This is a genomic window from Oleiagrimonas sp., from assembly GCF_027858935.1.
Taxonomy (GTDB): Bacteria; Pseudomonadota; Gammaproteobacteria; order Xanthomonadales; family Rhodanobacteraceae; genus Oleiagrimonas.
Genome location: NZ_JAQIBU010000297.1, coordinates 1 through 18,108 on the forward strand (window position 1 = coordinate 1; position 18,108 = coordinate 18,108).

Below are 18,108 nucleotides of genomic sequence, written 5' to 3' on the forward strand. Positions count from 1 at the left end.
AAGGGCTCGCCGGCTGCGGTGGGATGCAGGCCATCCGCCTGCATCAGCCTGGGTTTCAGGGCTACACCCTTGAGCAGGAATGGCACCAATGCGGTGTGATATTCCGCGGCGAGATCCACGTACACCTTGCGCAACGCTTCGCGATAGCGTGGGCCGTAGTTGACCGGCAATTCGATACCCAGCAGCAGCACCTTCGCACCGTCCTTGCGGCTGGCGCGAATCATCGCCTGCAGATTGTCCCGCATCCGATCAATGGACAATCCACGTAAACCATCATTGGCGCCCAGTTCCAGGATCACGATACGCGGCTGGTATTTTTGCAGCAGTCCCGGCAGGCGGTTGCGGCCGCTGAGGCTGGTCTCACCACTGATGCTGGCATTGATTACCTGCCATGCCGGCCGCATCTTCCCAAGACGCTGGCCGAGCAGATGGACCCAGCCCTTGTCGATGGCGATGTTGTGGGCCGCCGACAGGGAGTCGCCCAGCACCAGCACCACGCGTCGCCCGCCGGCGGCCTGCGCAGGAACCGCCAGTAGCAGCACCAGCACGATCACGATTTTCAGCAGCACAGGAAACGGACGCATGAATGCTCCAGACACGGTGGCCCTAGACGCGGTCGATGTTAGCAAGCATGTGACCGGTCCGGCCGGTCGCATCGACATCCTGGACAGCGTAACCCTGCGCGTTGCGTACGGCGAGAGCCTGGCCATCGTGGGAGCTTCGGGTTCGGGCAAGACCACCCTGCTGGGGCTTCTGGCGGGGCTGGACACGCCCAGCAGTGGACGCATCCACATGGATGGCCACCCCCTGCACGACGGTGACGAAGAGACACGCGCGGCCCTGCGCCGGCAACTGGTCGGTTTCGTGTTCCAGTCCTTCCACCTGATGCCTGCGTTGTCCGCCGAGGAAAACGTCATGCTGCCGCTCGAACTTGATGGTGCCACCGAAGCACGATCGCGTGCCCGCGAGGCCCTGGACGCGGTCGGCCTGACCCCGCGCCGCGGTCATTTCCCGCACCAGCTTTCCGGCGGCGAACAGCAGCGCGTGGCCCTGGCGCGGGCCTTCGTCAACCAGCCGCGCATCCTGTTTGCCGACGAGCCGACGGGCAATCTCGACCGGCACACGGGAAGCGACGTTTGCGACCTGCTGTTCCAGCTCAACCACGCCCACGCCACCACCCTGGTCATGGTCACCCACGATGTCAGTCTGGCCGAGCGCTGCATGCATGTGGCCGAACTGGATGAAGGCCGGCTGCGGGAACCGGCATGAACCTGATCCGCCTGTCCCTGCGCACCCTGCGCCGCGAATGGCGCCTGCCGGAACTTCGCACGCTGGGCGCGGCGCTGGTGCTGGCGGTGGCCGCGCTGGGTGTGGTGGCCACCCTTTCCGCACGCGTCGAGCAGGGGGTCACTGCAAGCGCCGCCGAACTGATCGGCGGTGATCTCGGTGTCAGCGCCTCGTCTCCGCTGCCCAGGGAATTCGCAAACCATGCCCGCGCGCAGGGACTCGCAGTCAGTCGCATCGCGACATTTCCAAGCATGGCATTCGCTTCATCCAGCAACCAGCTGGTAGACGTTACCGCCGCGGATCGCGCTTACCCGCTACGCGGAAAGCTGACCATCCGGAAGGCTGAGGGCAGCCCCGTCATCGACGCGCACGGACCAGCCCGCGGCACGGTCTACCTGGACCACCGCGCCCTGAACGACCTCGGCCTGACCCCGGGACAGAGCGTGCAACTGGGCGGCATCACGCTGCGCATTGCCGGGCAGATGGTCTCGCAACCGGACGGTGGCCAACTGGTCGCCATGGCACCGGTCGCGGTGATGAACCTCGCCGATGCCCAGGCTGCTGGTCTTCTGGGAACCGGTAGCCGAGCCGGCCACAAGCTGCTGGTGGCCGGGGCGCCCCCTGCAACCAAGGCCTTCGCCAGCTGGGTAAAACCGAAACTGGCCCCTGGCCAGCATCTGCTGACACCGCAAAGCTCCCAGCAGCGGATGCGAGAATCCTTCGACCGTGCAGGCGCCTTCCTGCGCCTGACCGCCTTGTTGGCCGCGTTGCTGGCCGGGGTGGCCATCGCGCTTGCGGCGCAACGCTATGCCCGTCGCAAGACCGACGAGGTCGCCCTGTTGCGCGCCCTGGGCACCCCGCGACGCCGGGTGCTGGGCCTGCTCACCGGCACCCTCGTGGGGCTGGCCGTACCTGCCCTGCTGATCGGCATGGGGCTGGCGCTTGGCCTTTCGCAACTGGCGTGGCAGCTGGCCGGAAACCTGCTGACCAGCGCTCCGACCACCCTGCCCTGGCTGCCGACGCTGGCAGCCGCGGCGGTCGGCCTTGCCGTGTTGGCCGGCTTTGCCCTGCCGCCACTGGCACATCTGGCAGAGGTTCCTCCGGTTGCGGTTTTCCAGCGCAGCCAGCAACGGCGAGTGCACCGCATCGACCTGCTCTACCTGCTGCCGGTGCTGGTCGCGACGGGCCTGATCTGGATGCAAAGCGGTTCCAACCAACTCGGCCCGATCCTCGCCGCGAGCCTGGCTGGAGTGGTGGTCGTGGCCCTGTTGCTTTCGGCTATCATGCTGTGGCTGGCGCGCCGCCTCGCGCCCAACGCGCATCCCGGACTGCGCCTGGGTCTGGCGGCACTGTCCCGCCGCCGCGGCCTGAGCCTGGTCCAGGCCACCGCCCTGTCGCTGGGGCTGACCGCCCTGTTGCTGCTGGGCGTGGTCGCACCGTCTTTGCTGCAGAGCTGGCGCAACGAGCTGCCTGCCGACACCCCCAACTGGTTTGTGCTGAATCTGCAGGACAATCAGCGTGCGGACTTCATCAAAACCCTGCATTCGCTGGGCGCGGACCGCCTGAACATGCTGCCGCTGGCTGTCGGCAAGCTGGTCTCCATCAACGGCACCCCAGTGGACAAGATGCATCTGGAAAAGGGTGACGCCAAACACTGGGCAAACCGGCAACTGCGCCTGTCGTGGTCGGCCAGGCTTCCCTCCTCCAACAAGATCGTGGCCGGTACCTGGCAAGGCGCCGACCCGTCCCGACCCATGGTGTCGATCGACGAACGCTGGCGCGATATGTTTGGCCTGAAGCCAGGCGACCACATGACTTTCCAGGTCGGCGAGGCCACGCTGGATACCGAGGTGTCGAGCGTGCGCAAGGTGGACTGGAGTTCGTTCCAGGTCAACTTTTTCCTGCTGCTCGACGCGGCTCACGCCGGAGCCTTGCCGCATACCTGGATTGCCAGCTTCCACCTGCCTCGCGGCCAGTCGCAGGCGCTTTCCGGCGTGGTCCGCAAGGACCCCAATCTCAGTCTGATCGACGTCAACGCCCTGCTCAACCGTGTGCGCAGCATCATCCAACGGGTGACGCTGGCCGTGCGCTGGGTTCTCGGCTTCAGCCTGCTGGCTGGCATCCTGGTGCTGGTCGCTGCGCTGGCTTCCAGTGCCCGCGAGCGCGAGCACGAGGCGGCCCTGTTGCGCACCCTCGGCGCGCACCGCAGCCAGTTGCGCACGGCCGCGGCCTGCGAGTTCGCAATGCTGGGCCTGATTGCCGGCGCAACCGCAGCCCTGGGCGCCGCTGGTGCGGGGACCTGGCTGGCGCGGAGGGTCTTTCACATCGAGCACTTTGTGCCTCCGTTGCTGCCGTTGTTGGCCACGGCAGCGGGCGCTGCGGTGATCGTGATGCTGATCGGGCTGGCCGGGACCCGGCGAGTCATCCGCAGCTCTCCGCTGCTACTGCTCAGACGCGGATGATCGAGTTGCCGGTTCAAGCAACCTGAACGGCAGGGTCTGGATGGCGCAGTCCGTGTCACGAACTAGGTCAACCGAAACCATCTGCCGCGCGTTTTCATGGTCTGTCTCCCACGCTAAGGACACCCACGCCATGAAACGCAAATTCCTGTTGACCGCCATTGCCGCCACCCTGATCGCCGGTTCTGGAAGCTTCGTGTTCGCCCAGGATGCGTCCAAGCCCGCGCCGCCGTCCCCATCGGCTGCACAGCAGGGCATGCACGGCCATCCTGACTGGAACAAAATGCACGGCATGCACGGCATGGACCACGGCAGGGGCATGCATGGTCATCGCCACGGCGGATCCGCTGCCGCGGTCATCGCCGACCTGCACCAGATCTCGCGCCTGTACGTGATGCAAGGCAAGGCCCGGGAGCTGCCGGGCTTCTACAAGGGCGTGCTGGCCAGGACCCAGGACCCGATGGTGCGCAACTACATCTATCACAGCCTGGCGCGCGCGCAGATGATGCCCAAGAATCCCGATGCCGCGATCGCCACGCTGCGCACCAGCCTGGACGAGAACCTGACGCGCCTGAACGCGGAAAAGCCGCACAAGCGCTGAACCCGGACGACGACTGCACGAGGACCACGGCGGATACCGCGCCGTGGTCGCCGATGGCGGCTAGCCTTGTTCCAGCCGCTCTTCGGCCTTGACCTGTTGCCACAGCTCTTCCTGGGCCTTGAGGTCGCGTTCTTCCATGGCCGTGCCTGATGCGGCGGCCAGGGCTTCCATGCGCCGGAAGCGGCGCTCGAACTTGGCGTTGGCGTGGCGCATCGCGCGCGAGAAGTCGACCCTGGCATGCCGGGTCAGGTTGACCAGCACGAACAGCATGTCGCCGATCTCGTCCTCCAGCCGCGCGGCTTCGGCACCGGCGCCGAACTCGGCGCGCACTTCACCCAGTTCCTCGTCCAGCTTGTCCAGCACGGGACCGGGATCGGGCCAGTCGAAACCGACCGCGGCGGCACGTTTCTGCAGCTTCACCGCGCGTTTCCACTCGGGCAGGCCGCGCGCGATTCCGGCCAGCGCACTGGTATCCACCTCTCCCTTGTCCTTGCGCTCGACGGCCTTGAGCGCCTCCCAGGCCCGTGTCTGCTCCTCGGCGTCGGCATAGCTGGCGTCGGCGAACACGTGCGGGTGACGGCGCACCATCTTGTCGCTGATTGCGGTCACCACGTCCGCGAAGGCAAAGTGGCCGGCCTCCTCGGCCATGCGGGCGTGGAACACCACCTGCAGCAGCAGATCGCCCAGCTCGTCACGCAGATCGTCCATGTCACGACGGTCGATGGCATCGACCACCTCGTAGGCTTCCTCGACGGTGTAGCCGGCGATGGAATCGAAGTCCTGCTGTACGTCCCACGGGCAGCCGTGCTCGGGATCGCGCAATCGCGCCATGATGGCCAGCAAGTCGTCGATGGTGCGGGGTTCAGCCATGGCACGGGGTTCCTTTTCGCAGCAGCCAACCGCTCCGACTATGCGCCGGAGGATGGGACCAGACGTTCGGGCCAATCCACCGATCGGTCGCCCACGGCGATGAACTCGGGATTGAGCAACGAAGCCTTGGTGTTGTAGCGCAACGGCGTGCCATCGAACATGCATACCGAACCGCCGGCGGCCTCCAGCACGCACTGTGCGGCAGCCGTGTCCCACTCGGAGGTCGGCCCGGCGCGCAGATACAGGTCGGCGTCACCACGGGCAATCAGGCAAAACTTCAGTGACGAGCCTCGCGGCACCAGCTCGAATGGACCGATGCGGCTGAGCAACTCCTTCTGACGGTCGTTGGCGTGCGAACGGCTACCGGCCACGACCAGCGGCGTGGCCGCCGACCGGACCTCGATGGGCACGGCAGCATCATCCGGGGTGGCCTGGCGAAATGCGTCCTCGCCGAGGCGCGCGTAATACAGATCGCCGGTGACCGGAGCCTGTACCACACCCATCACCGGGCGATGGTTCTCGATCAACGCGATGTTGACCGTGAACTCGCCATTGCGCTTGACGAACTCGCGAGTGCCGTCGAGCGGGTCAACCAGCCAGTAGCGTGACCACGCCCTGCGGGTATCCCAGGAGATATCGGAAGACTCCTCCGAGAGCACCGGAATGTCCGGCGTATGTTCGCGAAGGCCCGCGACAATGCAGCGGTGGGCGGCCATGTCCGCCGCCGTCAAAGGCGAGTTGTCGGCCTTGTGCTCGACATTGAAGTCGTGCTGGTAGACCTCAAGGATGGCGTCGCCTGCGCGGCGCGCCAGCTCGATGATCGGGGCAATATCCAGGTCCGTGCTCAAGTCGATTTCCTTTACTGTGCGTCGGTACAAGTCTCGATGGATGTCGACACCGTGGGCGCCACGCGCTGATGCACGCGCAGGGTGCGCCCCGGCCGGGTCTTCATTTCGGTCGGACGCGGGTCGCCCGCATCCGCAGCGCAGAAGACCAGGCGATCATCCTGCAGCGTGTAGATTGCAGCCAGGGTCTTGCCCGCGTCCGCGCCGACGCTATCGGTCCAGTCGATGGCCTTGGGCATCCGGGTCGGATCGAGGGTGAAGGTGCCCTCGAGCACGACACGGCCATCGGCACCGGTGACCACGAAGCGATCGCCGATGAACTGGGTTTGCAACCCGCTGCCGTAGTCCTCCCCAGGCTCGGCCACGCCATCGGCCTCGTGATAGGTCTGTCGCCAGCGGCCCTGCAGCCGACGCACGTCCCGTGCGACCGCATCGGCCTGTCGCGCATCTGTCGTGACGTGCATGCGGCCTCCTTCAGGGCCGGTAGCGGCCAGCGAGATATTCGCGGGCCATGAAAAGGGCCGCGATCGAGCGCCCTTCGGTGACATCCTCGCGGGCCATCAGCGTGTGCAGCTCGGAAAGCTTCCACGGCACCACTTCCAGCGCCTCGGGCTCGTCGCCTTCGAGTCTTTCCGGGTACAGATCCTGCGCCAGCACCACGCTGGTCACGTGGGTCATGTAGGCCGGAGACAGCGACAGTTCGCCGATCCGGATCAGCGAATGCGCGCCGTAACCAGCCTCTTCCTTGAGTTCGCGGTCGGCGCCCTGTTCGACGCTTTCGTCCTGATCCAGCCGTCCCTTGGGCAAGCCCAGCTCGTAATGGTCCAGTCCGACGCCGTACTCGCGCACCATGAGCACGGTGTCATCGTCGCGCATGGGCACGATGATCACGGCACCCAGACCCGAGTTGAGCAAGCGCTCGTGGGTCCGGCGCTCACCGTTGGAAAACTCCAGATCCACTTCCTCGGTGTGCAGGAAACGGCTGTGCCGGGTTTTTCGGATGGCGTGAATGACCGGATACTTTCGACTCATCCAGTTATTGTACTTCGATGCGCAACTCAGGTCCGGCGCAGGCGCTCGAGCACGGTAGCGTGCAAGGCCGGCACCGAGGCCAGCACGCTGCGCGTGTCCAGACCGGGCTCACCGCCGTCCAGGTCGCTGAACACGCCGCCGGCCTCGCGCACGATCACCACCAGCGCGCCGATGTCGAGAATGTTGACGTCCGATTCGATCACCACGTCCAGGCCTCCGCGTGCAAGCAGGTGGTAGTGGCAGAAATCCCCGTAACCGCGGATACGGTTGCTGTCGCGGATCAGCTGGCCCAGCGCCTGCCAGCGGGCGTCGCCGCTGAGCGTGGCGATGTTGCCGGTCGAGATCGACGCCTGCGCCAGCGCATCGGTGGTGGCGACCTGCACGGGGGTGCCATCCAGAAACGCGCCGCCGCCGACCGTCGCCCACATCGTTTCACCGAAGATCGGCGCTGAGGACACCCCGAGCACCAGTCGCCCCTTGTGCATCAGGGCGATCTGCGTGGACACGAACGGCGTGTGACGCACGAAACTCTTGGTGCCATCCAGCGGATCGACCAGCCACAGGAAATCGCCCTCGCCCTGGCGGCCAAATTCCTCGCCGTAGAACGCATGATCGGGAAAGTGCCTGCCGATGATGCCGCGAATGGCCTGTTCGGCCTCGCGATCGGCCACCGTGACCGGGGTGGCATCGGACTTCAGCTCGACCGCCACGCCGCGATCCCAATAGTGGCGAATCACATCGCCCGCTGCGCGCGCGGCCTCGCGTGCGACATCCAGGGCTGTGTCCAGTGAAATCTCGTTGTTCAAGGCGCATCTCCCATGACCACCCCGCCATGCTGGCGCAGAAGGATCGAACCTTGTGCATCGGGCCTTCCCAGGTGCTCGAGCACCTGCTCGAGTCGCACGTCGTGCGACCTCGGCGACAACTTCGCACGCAGGCGCCAGCCCAGCACGGTGGCTTGGGCCGTCCCCGTGACGGCCAGCGGACCACCCGCATCGGAGAATACCGCTTCCAGTGCGGTCCCGGCCTTCTCCTGCAGGGTGGCATGCAAGGTACCCAGCGGAACCGGACCAAGGCGATCAGCCAGCGTCGCCGCGCGCCAGTCGATGCGCCCCTGCAGCTGTTGCGGCCAATGCCCGCGCAAGCGCATCTGCGGGATGCGCAGGTGCAATTCGCCGCCGGGCTTGAGGCCGGGCCTGCCGACCGAAACCGGGACTTGGTCGAGATGCACGATGGCGTCCATAGCCACGCGTACCGGACGATCCGAACCATCACGCTGCACCTGCGCGCTGCCGGTCAGCAAAGGACCATCCACATGAAGGTGCAGACGGTCCTTACCCAGAAGCGCGGAACGCGATAGCGTCCAGTCCAGCCGGCCCAGCGGAATGCCGGCGTATTCGACCGCCGACGCGTGGCCGTTCCAGATGCTGCCGTGCAGCGCACCCACCTGCAATTGCGGATAATCGCCACGCGCCATCCGCCAGGCCCAGCCCGCCGGGAACCAGACCGCCAGCGCCAGCATGACCAACAGGGCGACCAGCAATACCCACGGCCAGCGACGCCTCATGCGTGGCACCTTCTGCCACAGACCGGCACTTGAGCACAAGCGCCCGTAACGGGGATGATAGCGCGCATGAATGACACTCGACGTACCTCCAGCAATGCCGCACTCGCGGCCCGAGACCTGCGCCACGTATGGCATCCATGTAGCCAGATGCACGATCACGAGACCATTCCCATGGTACCGATAGTGCGCGGCGAAGGGGCGTGGCTTTTCGACGCCGACGGCCAGCGTTATCTGGACGGCATCAGCTCATGGTGGGTCAACCTTTTCGGCCATGCCAACCCGCGCATCGCTGCCGCGCTGGCCGATCAGGCCGGTAGGCTTGAGCATGTCATCTTTGCCGGCTTCACGCACGAGCCGGCCCTGCGCCTGGCCGAGGAACTGGTCCGCGTAACGCCCGAAGGACTGAACCGCGTGTTCTATGGCGACAACGGCTCCTCGGCGATCGAGGTCGCGCTGAAGATGAGTTTCCACTACTGGCGCAACCTGGGCCAAGGCGAAAAGACCCGTTTCATTGCCCTGACCGGCAGCTACCACGGCGAGACCCTGGGCGCGCTGTCCGTCAGCGACGTGGCGCTGTACCGCAAGACCTATGCCCCGCTGCTGCTGGAGCCGATCCTGGTGCCTTCGCCGGATACCTGGGATGCCGCACCGGGAGAAACCGCCGCTGCGGTCGCCGCACGCCGGCTGCAAGACCTGCGCAAGACACTGCAACAGCACGCCGGCGAAGTCTGCGCGGTGATCGTCGAACCACTGGTGCAGTGCGCTGGCGGCATGCGCATGTACCACCCCGATTACCTGACGGGTCTGCGCAGCCTTTGCGACGAATACAACGTGCATTTCATCGCTGACGAGATCGCGGTCGGTTTCGGCCGCACCGGCACCCTGTTCGCCTGCGAGCAGGCGGGGAGCATGGTTGGCGGAAACGAACCAGGCGAAAAGTCGGCCTCTGCCTCGCACGCTCCCGGAGTGCGCCCGGACTTCATGTGTCTTTCCAAGGGGCTGACCGCCGGGACCATGGCACTGTCCGCGGTGCTGACCACCGATGACGTGTATCAGGCGTTCTACGATGAATACGCCAGCGGCAAGGCGTTCCTGCATTCGCACAGCTACACCGGCAATCCGCTGGCCTGCCGGGTGGCACTGGAGACGCTGGCGATCTTCGCGGACGAGCCGGTGCTGGAGCGCAACCGCACGCTGGCGGCGCACCTGGCGCGGCGGCTGGAACCGCTGCGCCAACATCCGAACGTGGCCGACGTGCGCCAGACCGGCATGATCGCAGCGGTGGAACTGGTGCGCGACAAGGCCACCCGCGCACCCTTCCCGTTCGAGGAGCGGCGTGGCATGCGCGTCTACCTGCATGGCCTGACGCGCGAATGCCTGCTGCGCCCGTTGGGCAACGTGGTCTATTTCATGCCGCCCTACGTGGTCAGCGAGAGCGAGATCGATCACCTGGTCGAGGTGGCCATCGAAGGCATTGAGCGCGCCGTAGCCTGACCGCTCCCGACATGCGCCGACACCTTGTTTGAATCCCACCCGATCGAGAAATCGCGTAGCCCGGATAAGCAAAGCGCATCCGGGATCGGCATATCCTCGGTTGCCTGATCAAGCCTACAGGGCCGCCTCGCGGCCCTTCCCGGATGCGCGGAGCTTATCCGGGCTACGGCCCCTGCAGCCTGGGACGTGAGGAAGGAGTCCGCCCCCGAGCCCACGCCCGTCAACTGTTGCCGATGAGCGTACGCAGGGACTGGATGCGCGGCGCGTCCGGGCTCAATTTTTTCGCCTGCTCCAGGGCCTGCTGCGCGGCTGCGTGATTGCCAGCGTCGATACTCTGCTGGGCGCGGTCCAGCCAGGCATCGGCCAGGCGGTGGCGCATGCCGACCTGGGAGGCATCCCCCGGAACCAGCTGGGCCAATACATCGAGCATCTTGTCGGCCTTTGCCAGATCGCCATCATGCAGCGCCTGGTCGAACATCGTGGTGGCATGCGCCGCAAGACCCTGCAGCCCCTCCAGCGCATCGGTGTTGTTGCCGTCGATGGAAAGCACCTGGCTGTACAGATCATAGGCGCTCGCACCCGGCGGCATCAGAATGTCACCGGCATGCAGCGCGGCCTGGGCACGTTTGAGCAGACTGTCAACACGCGCCTGCTGCTTGGGATCGAGTTTTTTCTGCGGCAGGCTCTGATCGAGATCCTGCCGCAGATTGGCAAGGCGGGACTGGGCCGCGGCCAGATCCGAAGAATGCGGGGCCAGCAGGCCAGCCTGCTTGAGCAGAGCGTCGGCCGCATCAACGTCCTTGGCATCCATCGAGGCATTCGCGCGCAGTACCAGCGCCTGCGCCACCTGTCCCAGCCCGGCCTTGGCCTGGGCATTGCCCGGATCCAGCTTCAGCACAGCCTGCAACTGGGCCAGCGCGTTGTCCTCGCCCTGACCGGTGAAGTTGCCGTTGCGCAAGTCTTTGTTGGCTTTCGAAAGATGCTCGGTGATCGACGCCTGGGCTGTCTGCTGCGCTTGTGACAGGCTGGCACGCAGAGCCGGCAGGTCGCCGTATCCCGGGATCAGCGAGGCAATCTTGCCGATCAGGGTATCGGCCTGGTCCAGTTTTCCTGCATCCAGGGCAGTGCGCGCCTGCGCCGCCAGCGCGTCGCCGACCTTGTCCATGCCATGTCGCGCCACGGCGTTGTCCGGGTCGGTCTTGAGGGCCTGGAGGAACAGCTTGGCTGCACCCTGTTCACCGTCAAGCTGCCCCTGGGACAGGGCCTGCTGCGCCTGCATGATCAGCGCATCGGTCTGTGCCTTGGACTGCTGCGCCTGCAGCAGTCGCTTGGCCAGAGCATCGATGTCGCTGCCGCCACCCAGCAGCTCGCGGGCATCCTGCAAGGCAGCCTGTGCTTTTGCATAATCGCGGGACTTCAGCGCCTTGCGCGCACGGTCAAGCTCGGCCTGACCGACCTTCTGCAAGCCGATGTGGGCCTGCTCGTTGTCCGGTTCCAGTGCCTGCACGGCTTCGTACAGCGCGCGGGCGTTGGCGCCATGGTTGCCTTCAAGATGTCCGGCGGCATAGGCCTTGTCGGCACGTGCCAGAAGGCTGTTGAGCTGGGTGCGCGGCATGAAACTGCGCAGGTAATCCTGTTTGACCCAGGCCCAGCCCGCCAGTGCCACGATCAGCACGGCCACCAGCGACCACGTCCAGATGCGACGTTTGCCCCGCACGGAAACATCAGCGCTGGGTGCCCCGCGCGGACCTGGGGATGCAGCTTCACCGCCCGCGCTCAAGACCGGATCGGGTCGGGAGGCACTGGCGTGCAGCTGATCGATATCACCCAGGCTGGGCTCCGTTCGGCGACGCTTTTCCGGGTTTCGCTTTTCGCCCATCATTCGGTTCGGGTGCCTTCAACCGCGTCAGCTTATCACCGAGCAGCACATGTCCTGCGACGGGTTTGACCGGCATTCAGCCAGCAGCCAGCCGACGCACCTCGACCACGTTGGGCAAGGCTTCAAGACGCGCCATGATGACCGACAGTTGCGCGTAGTCACGCACCCGCAGGGTGAAGTCCATTTCCGCCTCGCCCGTTGCCGAATGCAGGCGGCTGGAGGAGGCCACGATGGGCGTGCCCGCATTGGAGATCAATCCGGTGATGTCTTTCTGCAAGCCTTTGCGGTCGTATCCCAGGATCTTGATGCTGACCTCGAAGGCACGCTCGGGCGCACCACCCCACTCGACCTCGATCACGCGCTTGGGATCGCGTCGCGCCAGCCGCGCCAGGCTGGCGCAGTCGGCACGATGCACCGATACGCCGCGTCCCTTGGTGATGTAGCCACGCACCGGATCGCCCGGCAACGGCTGGCAACAGCGGGCCAGCGAGGTCATCAGGTCACCCACGCCTTCCACGCGCATGGCGCCGGGATCATTGCGCGCCGGCGCGCGCGGGAGTGCCGTGGGCGGTGGAGCCGAAACTTCGCCCTCGGTCAGCACGCGCGCGACCTGCGCCGTCGACAGTTCGCCCAGGGCCAAGGCCACCAGCATTTCCTCGGCCTGCTGGAACCCCATGCGCTGTGCCAGCTTTTCCGGGTCCATGTCGGAAACCGCAAGGCGCTTGAGTTCGCGCTCGAGGACCTGGCGTCCGGCCACCAGATTGGCGCCATGCTCCTTGCGCCGGAACCAGGCCCGCACCTTGTCGCGGGCGCGACCGGAATGCAGGTAGCCGGTATGCGGCGACAGCCAGTCACGACTGGGCTCGGAGGTCTTGCCGGTGAGAATCTCGATGCGATCGCCGCTGCGCGGCTGGAAGCCCAGCGGCACGATGCGGCCGTTGACCTTGGCGCCGCGGCAGCGATGCCCTACATCCGTGTGGATGTGGTAGGCAAAATCCAGCACCGTGGCGCCTCGCGGCATGTCGATGACCTCGCCCCGTGGTGTCAGCACGTAGACGCGGTCCTCGTCCAGGGCCGTCTCGAAATCGGCCATCAACGCGGCCTCGTCCTCGCCGTTGTGCTCGAGCAGCGAACGCATCCACGCCACGCGTCGCTCGAACTGCGCGTCACCCGAGCCGCCCTCCTTGTAGCGCCAGTGCGCAGCCACGCCCAGCTCGTTGTCGCGGTGCATGTCGTGGGTGCGGATCTGCACTTCCAGGGTACGTCCACCCGGCCCCAGCACGGCGGTATGCAGGGAGCGATAGCCATTGTCCTTGGGCCGCGCGATGTAGTCGTCGAACTCCTTGGGAATATGCGGCCAGAGCCCGTGCACCACACCCAGTGCGGCATAGCAGTCCGAGACACTGTCGACCAGCACGCGCAGGGCACGGATGTCGTACAGCTCATCAAAGTCCAGGTGCTTGCGCTGCATCTTCTTCCAGATGGAATGGATGTGCTTGGGCCGTCCCGCGAGATTGGCATGGATACCTGCATCCTCCATGGCGTGGCCGAGCTGGTCGATGCATGCCCCGATGAAGTGTTCGCGATCCTCGCGCCGCTCATCGAGGAGCTTGGCGATGCGCTGGTAGGTTTGCGGCTGCAGGAAGCGCAGGGACAGGTCCTCCAGCTCCCATTTCAGCTGCCAGATGCCCAACCGATTGGCCAGCGGTGCATGGATGTCGGCGGTCAGGCGCGCAAGGTTGCTCGCTTCCTCGGCGGGAAGCCTCGCAGCGCCGCGCATGCGCAGCAGTTGCCGCGCCAGCAGGATGAACACCACGCGCACATCGCGAATGATTGCCAGCAGCAGCCGGCGCAGCCCCTCGCTGGGTCCGCTGCCGACACGTTGCGCATGCAGCGCCCAGACCCGCTCCGCAGCATGCTGGCCATCGACCAGCCGGGTCACGGTTTCAGGCAGGCTGGCGCGCACCTTGTCCCAGGCCTCGGCATCGTCCACGGACAAGGCAAACCAGCAGGCCGAGGCGCGTGTTTCCTCGTCGCAGCGCAGTTGCTGCAGAAGCTCGAGCATCCGATCGCACTCGTTGCTGCGGGCAGCGCCCAACCCCTCGCACGCTGCCCGGGCCCTGGCCAGCAGCGTGGACGCTTCCGTATCCGAAACGGATTCGGATTGCGGTGTGGCATTGGAGTCCGGCGCGGCCATGCGCTCCAGACTAGTACGAAGCTTGCTTGACCGGAATAACCCTCGCACTGTTCAGTCGGACATTCCGGACCCGCCCGCAAACCCGCAGCACGGGCTAATCGTCCTCGCGCCGCGCCTTGTGCAAAGCACGCGCCAGGCGCTTGGGCGAGACCGTGACGGCGGTTCCCAACTCCTGTGCAAACAGCGACACGCGATACTCTTCCAGCATCCAGCGCAGCTCCAACACCTCGGGCGTATCGATGCCCTGCGCACGCAGGTACAACACCTCGCGCCAGTACGGCAGCACCTGGAGCAGGCGTTGCTGGTCTTTTTTCGGATCCTGTCGCAGACGTTCGGCACGCAGCTGCATGGCCTTGAGGTAGCGCGGAAAATGATCCAGGCGTTCCAGCGGCAGATCGCGCAGGACATGCCCTTCCAGCAACAGCGCCAGCTGCTCGTGCATGTCGTCGTAACTGGCGGTGGCAAACCCCATCATCGGCGGTTCCAGCCAGGGCTTGAGCTCGGCCTGCGCCAGGATCAGCGGTTCGGCCCGATGCAGGCGCTCGACGGCGGCAGCGAAAAGGCCCTGGGCCAGCTGTTCGCGCAGCGCCTCGAACCCGGCATGCGAACGCACGCCGAGATCGGCCTCGCGCAACAGGTCCGCGAGTCCGCCCTCGACCAGGTCCTCGCGCAGGCTATCGATACTGCCCAACGGGGTGTACTTGAGTGCTACCGACGCATCGATGGGCAACTTTCGGCGGGCCTGCTTGCAGGGTGGACCCAGGGTCAGCCGCAACAGGCGCTCGACACCGAGTACATGTTCAGCGGCCGCCTCGTCGGCGCGCTCGAACACCCGCAGGGCCACCGATGTCCCCTGGTCGACCAGCGCCGGCCAGGCATCAATGTCCCCTTCCGAGCGCACCCGCTCGGGCAGCGTGTCGAAATCCCAGCGCTGCAGGTCCTCCCTAGTCAGGTCGGCATCGGCCTTCTGCGAGAAAGCCTCCCGCGCCTGGTTCGACCACTTCTCACGCAAAGCCCCCAGATCACGCGCGGTATCCAGCGTGCGCCCCTTGTCGTCATGCAGCCGGATGCGCATGGCAAAATGCAGCGGAAGCTGCGCCCCGGCAAACGCCTGCGCGTCGATCTCCACGCCGGTGGTCCGCCGGAGAAAGGCAGCCAGGGCTTGGGTCAACGATCCATCGTGCGTCGTCTCGGCCTCACAGAAGGCACGGGCGAAGTCCGGCGCCGGTACAAAGTTGCGCCGCAGGCCCTTGGGCAGGCTGCGGATCAAAGCGGCGACCTTGTCCGCGAGCAGGCCCGGCACCAGCCATTGGCAACGTGCCGTCGGCAAGGCATTGAGCATCGCCAGGGGCAGGTGCACGGTGACGCCGTCGGCCTCATCGCCGGGCACGAAACGGTATTCCAGACGATAGCGTTGCCCCTCCGCTTCCAGGTACGACGGGAACGCGCTGGCGTCGAGCTGCGGCGAGGTGTCCAAAACGTCGTCCAGCGACCAGCGCAATGCAGCCTGCTGTAGGGGCGGGGCCTTGCGGCACCATTTCTCCAGGGACGACTTCGAATGAATGTGCTCGGGCAGGCGTGAAGCGAAGAAATCGGCAAGCTCGGCATCGGTCTTGATCAGGCCTTCGCGGCGCTGCTTGGCCTGCAACTCCTGAGCCTGGTCCAGCACGCGCTGGTTGGCCGCCACGAAATCGGCCCGGGTATCGATGTCGCACCGCGCCAGGGCATGCTCAAGAAAGATCGAACGCGCCAGCGACGGATCCTGTGTGTCGAAGGTGACCACGCGACGTTCGGCCAGGCTCAGGCCGAACAGCGTCACCTGCTCGTATGCCACCACCTTGCCGCGCTTGCGCGACCAGTGCGGGTCGCTCCAGCTACGCCGCACCAGGTGCGCGGCCTGCGCCTCGACCCAGCGCGGCTCGATGCGCGCGCAGGACATGCCCCAGACCTTGCCTCCCACGTCCAGGATCTGCGCGGCGAAGATCCAGTTCGGCGGCGACTTGGCCAGCGCCGAGCCCGGGAACACCTTGAAGCTGCGCTGGCGGGTACCGCGGAACACGCCCTTCTCGTCCTTGAGCGCGACCTGTGTCGGCAGGCCCGAAAGCAGGCTGCGATGAATCGGTTCGTAGTCGTACCCGTGATCCGTGGCGACATCCTCGTGCCCTGCCTTGCCCTGAGGCGAGGACCGGAGTGGGGTTGCCCCGACGGGCGACTTGCCCCCATGACCGGATGAACCCCCTCGCGACCGCCCCCTGCGCGCGAGCGAAGGGCGTGCCTGTGGTGCCGGACTTCGCGTCGCCCGTGCTCCCCCTCCGGCATCCGGCATCGGGACCGCCCGAAGCCCGTTGCCCGCAACGGCCAGCTTCAGCTGCCGGTGAAGCTCGCGCCACTCGCGCATGCGCATGAAGCTCAGGAAATGACGCTGGCACCAGTCACGCAGCTTCGACTGGGTCAAGTCTTCGTGGGCGCGGGTGTATTCGCGCCAGAGATTCAGCACGCCGATAAAATCAGACTTGGGGTCGGCGAACACGCGATGCGCCGCATCGGCCTGCCCGCGCGCTTCCGCGGGGCGTTCGCGCGGGTCCTGCACGCTGAGAAACGCGACCACCGTCAGCATCTCGTCCGGCACGCCCTGCGCGGCGCCTTCCAGCAGCATGCGGGCCAGCTGCACGTCGATGGGCAAGCGCGCCAGATCATGGCCGATCGCGCTCAGTTTGCGGTCCTCGTCGATGGCCTGCAGCTCGGCCAGGCGTCGGTAGCCGTCGGCGATGGCGCTGGATTCGGGCGCCTCCAGGAACGGGAAGTCCTCCACTTCGCCCAACTTCAGGCTGAGCATGCGCAGGATCACGTTGGCCAGCGAGGAGCGCAGCAGCTCGGGGTCGGTGAACGCGGGGCGCCCCTCGAAATCGGCCTCAGCGTAAAGACGCACGCAGATGCCCGGACCCACGCGTCCGCAGCGACCCTTGCGCTGGTCGGCCGCAGCCCGTGAAATGGGCTCCACATGCAGGCGTTCGAGCTGGCTGCGCTGGCTGTAGCGCTTCACGCGCGCCGTGCCGGTGTCGATCACGTAACGGATGCGCGGCACCGTGAGCGAGGTTTCGGCCACGTTGGTGGCCAGCACCACGCGCCGCCCCGGGCCGGGTTTGAACACGCGGTCCTGGTCCTTCGACGACAGCCGCGCATACAGCGGCAGGATCTCGGTATGCCGATAGTTGCGCCGCGACAGGGCCTGGTGCGCATCACGGATCTCGCGCTCGCCGGGCAGGAACACCAGCACGTCGCCGCGCGGGTCCTCGGCGGTGATTTCGTCCAGCGCCTGGACGATATGTTCGGCGCTTCCCTGCTGGATCCGCGCGCCGCGGCCGCCCTCCCCGGCCTCGTCCCCCGGTCGCCAGCGCACTTCGACCGGATAGGCACGCCCCTCGACCTCGACCACCGGCGCGCCATCGAAATGTTCGGCAAAGCGGGCTGTGTCGATGGTGGCCGAGGTGACGATGATCTTCAGGTCCGGGCGACGCTTCGCCAGCCGTTTCAGGTAGCCAAGCAGAAAGTCGATATTCAGACTGCGCTCGTGCGCCTCGTCGATGATCAGCGTGTCGTAGGCCGAAAGCCATGGATCGCGCTGGGTCTCGGCCAGCGCGATGCCGTCGGTCATGAACTTGACCAAGCTGTCCTCGCTGACCTGCTCGGTGAAGCGCACCTGGAAACCGACCAGAGCGCCGACCGTGGTGCCCAGCTCCTCGGCCACGCGGCGCGCCACCGAACGCGCGGCCAGCCGGCGCGGCTGCGTTGCGCGGCAAAGCCGATCAATCCAAGCAGGAGCTGCGCGTCGAATCCCTTCTGCAAATAGTGCGCGAATGGCGATATCCCTCACCAC

General features: G+C 66.2%; 13 protein-coding genes and 1 pseudogene. 4 read left to right on the top strand and 10 right to left on the bottom strand.

Features of this window, described 5'->3' with window-relative positions:
• On the bottom strand, positions 1-584 hold a 584-nt coding region (locus PF446_RS10915), incomplete at its 3' end, for an arylesterase (RefSeq protein ID WP_298071480.1).
• Between PF446_RS10915 and PF446_RS10920 the strand changes: the two genes are divergently transcribed.
• From PF446_RS10920 to PF446_RS10930, 3 genes are all read left to right on the top strand, one after another.
• Positions 583-1,269, top strand: coding sequence for an ATP-binding cassette domain-containing protein (locus PF446_RS10920; RefSeq protein WP_298071482.1), 687 nt, complete (start codon positions 583-585; stop codon positions 1,267-1,269). The two genes, PF446_RS10915 and PF446_RS10920, sit on opposite strands and share 2 nt — an antisense overlap.
• Positions 1,266-3,749, top strand: coding sequence for an FtsX-like permease family protein (locus PF446_RS10925; protein ID WP_298071484.1), 2,484 nt, complete (start codon positions 1,266-1,268; stop codon positions 3,747-3,749). Before PF446_RS10920 ends, PF446_RS10925 begins: the two co-directional genes overlap by 4 nt.
• 130 nt (positions 3,750-3,879) lie before the next feature.
• Complete coding sequence (locus PF446_RS10930) at positions 3,880-4,347, top strand: hypothetical protein (protein WP_298071487.1); 468 nt, start codon at positions 3,880-3,882, stop codon at positions 4,345-4,347.
• 60 nt (positions 4,348-4,407) lie between these two features.
• Here the strand turns inward: PF446_RS10930 and mazG are convergent, their stop codons facing one another.
• From mazG to PF446_RS10960, 6 genes are read right to left on the bottom strand one after another with little or no spacing between them, the layout of a single operon-like run.
• Positions 4,408-5,217 carry a nucleoside triphosphate pyrophosphohydrolase gene (mazG, locus tag PF446_RS10935; protein WP_298071489.1) on the bottom strand — a complete coding sequence of 270 codons (810 nt, stop codon included), beginning with the start codon at positions 5,215-5,217 and terminating at the stop codon, positions 4,408-4,410.
• Between the two features lie 38 nt (positions 5,218-5,255).
• Positions 5,256-6,065 (bottom strand): 3'(2'),5'-bisphosphate nucleotidase CysQ, encoded by an 810-nt coding sequence (gene cysQ / locus PF446_RS10940; protein WP_298071492.1) that lies wholly within the window; start codon positions 6,063-6,065, stop codon positions 5,256-5,258.
• Positions 6,066-6,076: 11 nt separating this feature from the next.
• Positions 6,077-6,526 (bottom strand): TIGR03067 domain-containing protein, encoded by a 450-nt coding sequence (locus PF446_RS10945; protein ID WP_298071494.1) that lies wholly within the window; start codon positions 6,524-6,526, stop codon positions 6,077-6,079.
• 10 nt (positions 6,527-6,536) lie between these two features.
• A complete protein-coding gene (gene nudE, locus PF446_RS10950) occupies positions 6,537-7,094 on the bottom strand; it encodes an ADP compounds hydrolase NudE (protein WP_298071496.1) in 558 nt (185 codons plus the stop codon).
• 26 nt (positions 7,095-7,120) lie between these two features.
• Positions 7,121-7,900, bottom strand: a complete 780-nt coding sequence (locus tag PF446_RS10955) for an inositol monophosphatase family protein (protein WP_298071498.1) — start codon at positions 7,898-7,900, stop codon at positions 7,121-7,123.
• Positions 7,897-8,661 (bottom strand): type II secretion system protein N, encoded by a 765-nt coding sequence (locus tag PF446_RS10960; protein WP_298071500.1) that lies wholly within the window; start codon positions 8,659-8,661, stop codon positions 7,897-7,899. The genes PF446_RS10955 and PF446_RS10960 overlap by 4 nt, the downstream gene beginning before the upstream one ends.
• Before the next feature lie 66 nt (positions 8,662-8,727).
• On the opposite strand from PF446_RS10960, the gene bioA reads away from it, so the two are divergent.
• A complete protein-coding gene (bioA, locus tag PF446_RS10965) occupies positions 8,728-10,155 on the top strand; it encodes an adenosylmethionine--8-amino-7-oxononanoate transaminase (RefSeq protein ID WP_298071503.1) in 1,428 nt (475 codons plus the stop codon).
• Between the two features lie 220 nt (positions 10,156-10,375).
• On the opposite strand, the gene PF446_RS10970 is transcribed toward bioA, so the two are convergent.
• The 3 genes and pseudogenes from PF446_RS10970 to hrpA form a co-directional block, all read right to left on the bottom strand.
• Positions 10,376-11,872, bottom strand: coding sequence for a hypothetical protein (locus tag PF446_RS10970; protein ID WP_298071505.1), 1,497 nt, complete (start codon positions 11,870-11,872; stop codon positions 10,376-10,378).
• A gap of 238 nt (positions 11,873-12,110) precedes the next feature.
• Entirely contained in the window at positions 12,111-14,231 is a 2,121-nt protein-coding gene (locus tag PF446_RS10975) for a bifunctional (p)ppGpp synthetase/guanosine-3',5'-bis(diphosphate) 3'-pyrophosphohydrolase (protein WP_298071506.1), read from the bottom strand.
• A gap of 94 nt (positions 14,232-14,325) precedes the next feature.
• A pseudogene (hrpA, locus tag PF446_RS10980) lies at positions 14,326-18,021 on the bottom strand (ATP-dependent RNA helicase HrpA); the annotation flags it as partial.
• Positions 18,022-18,108: the final 87 nt, after the last annotated feature.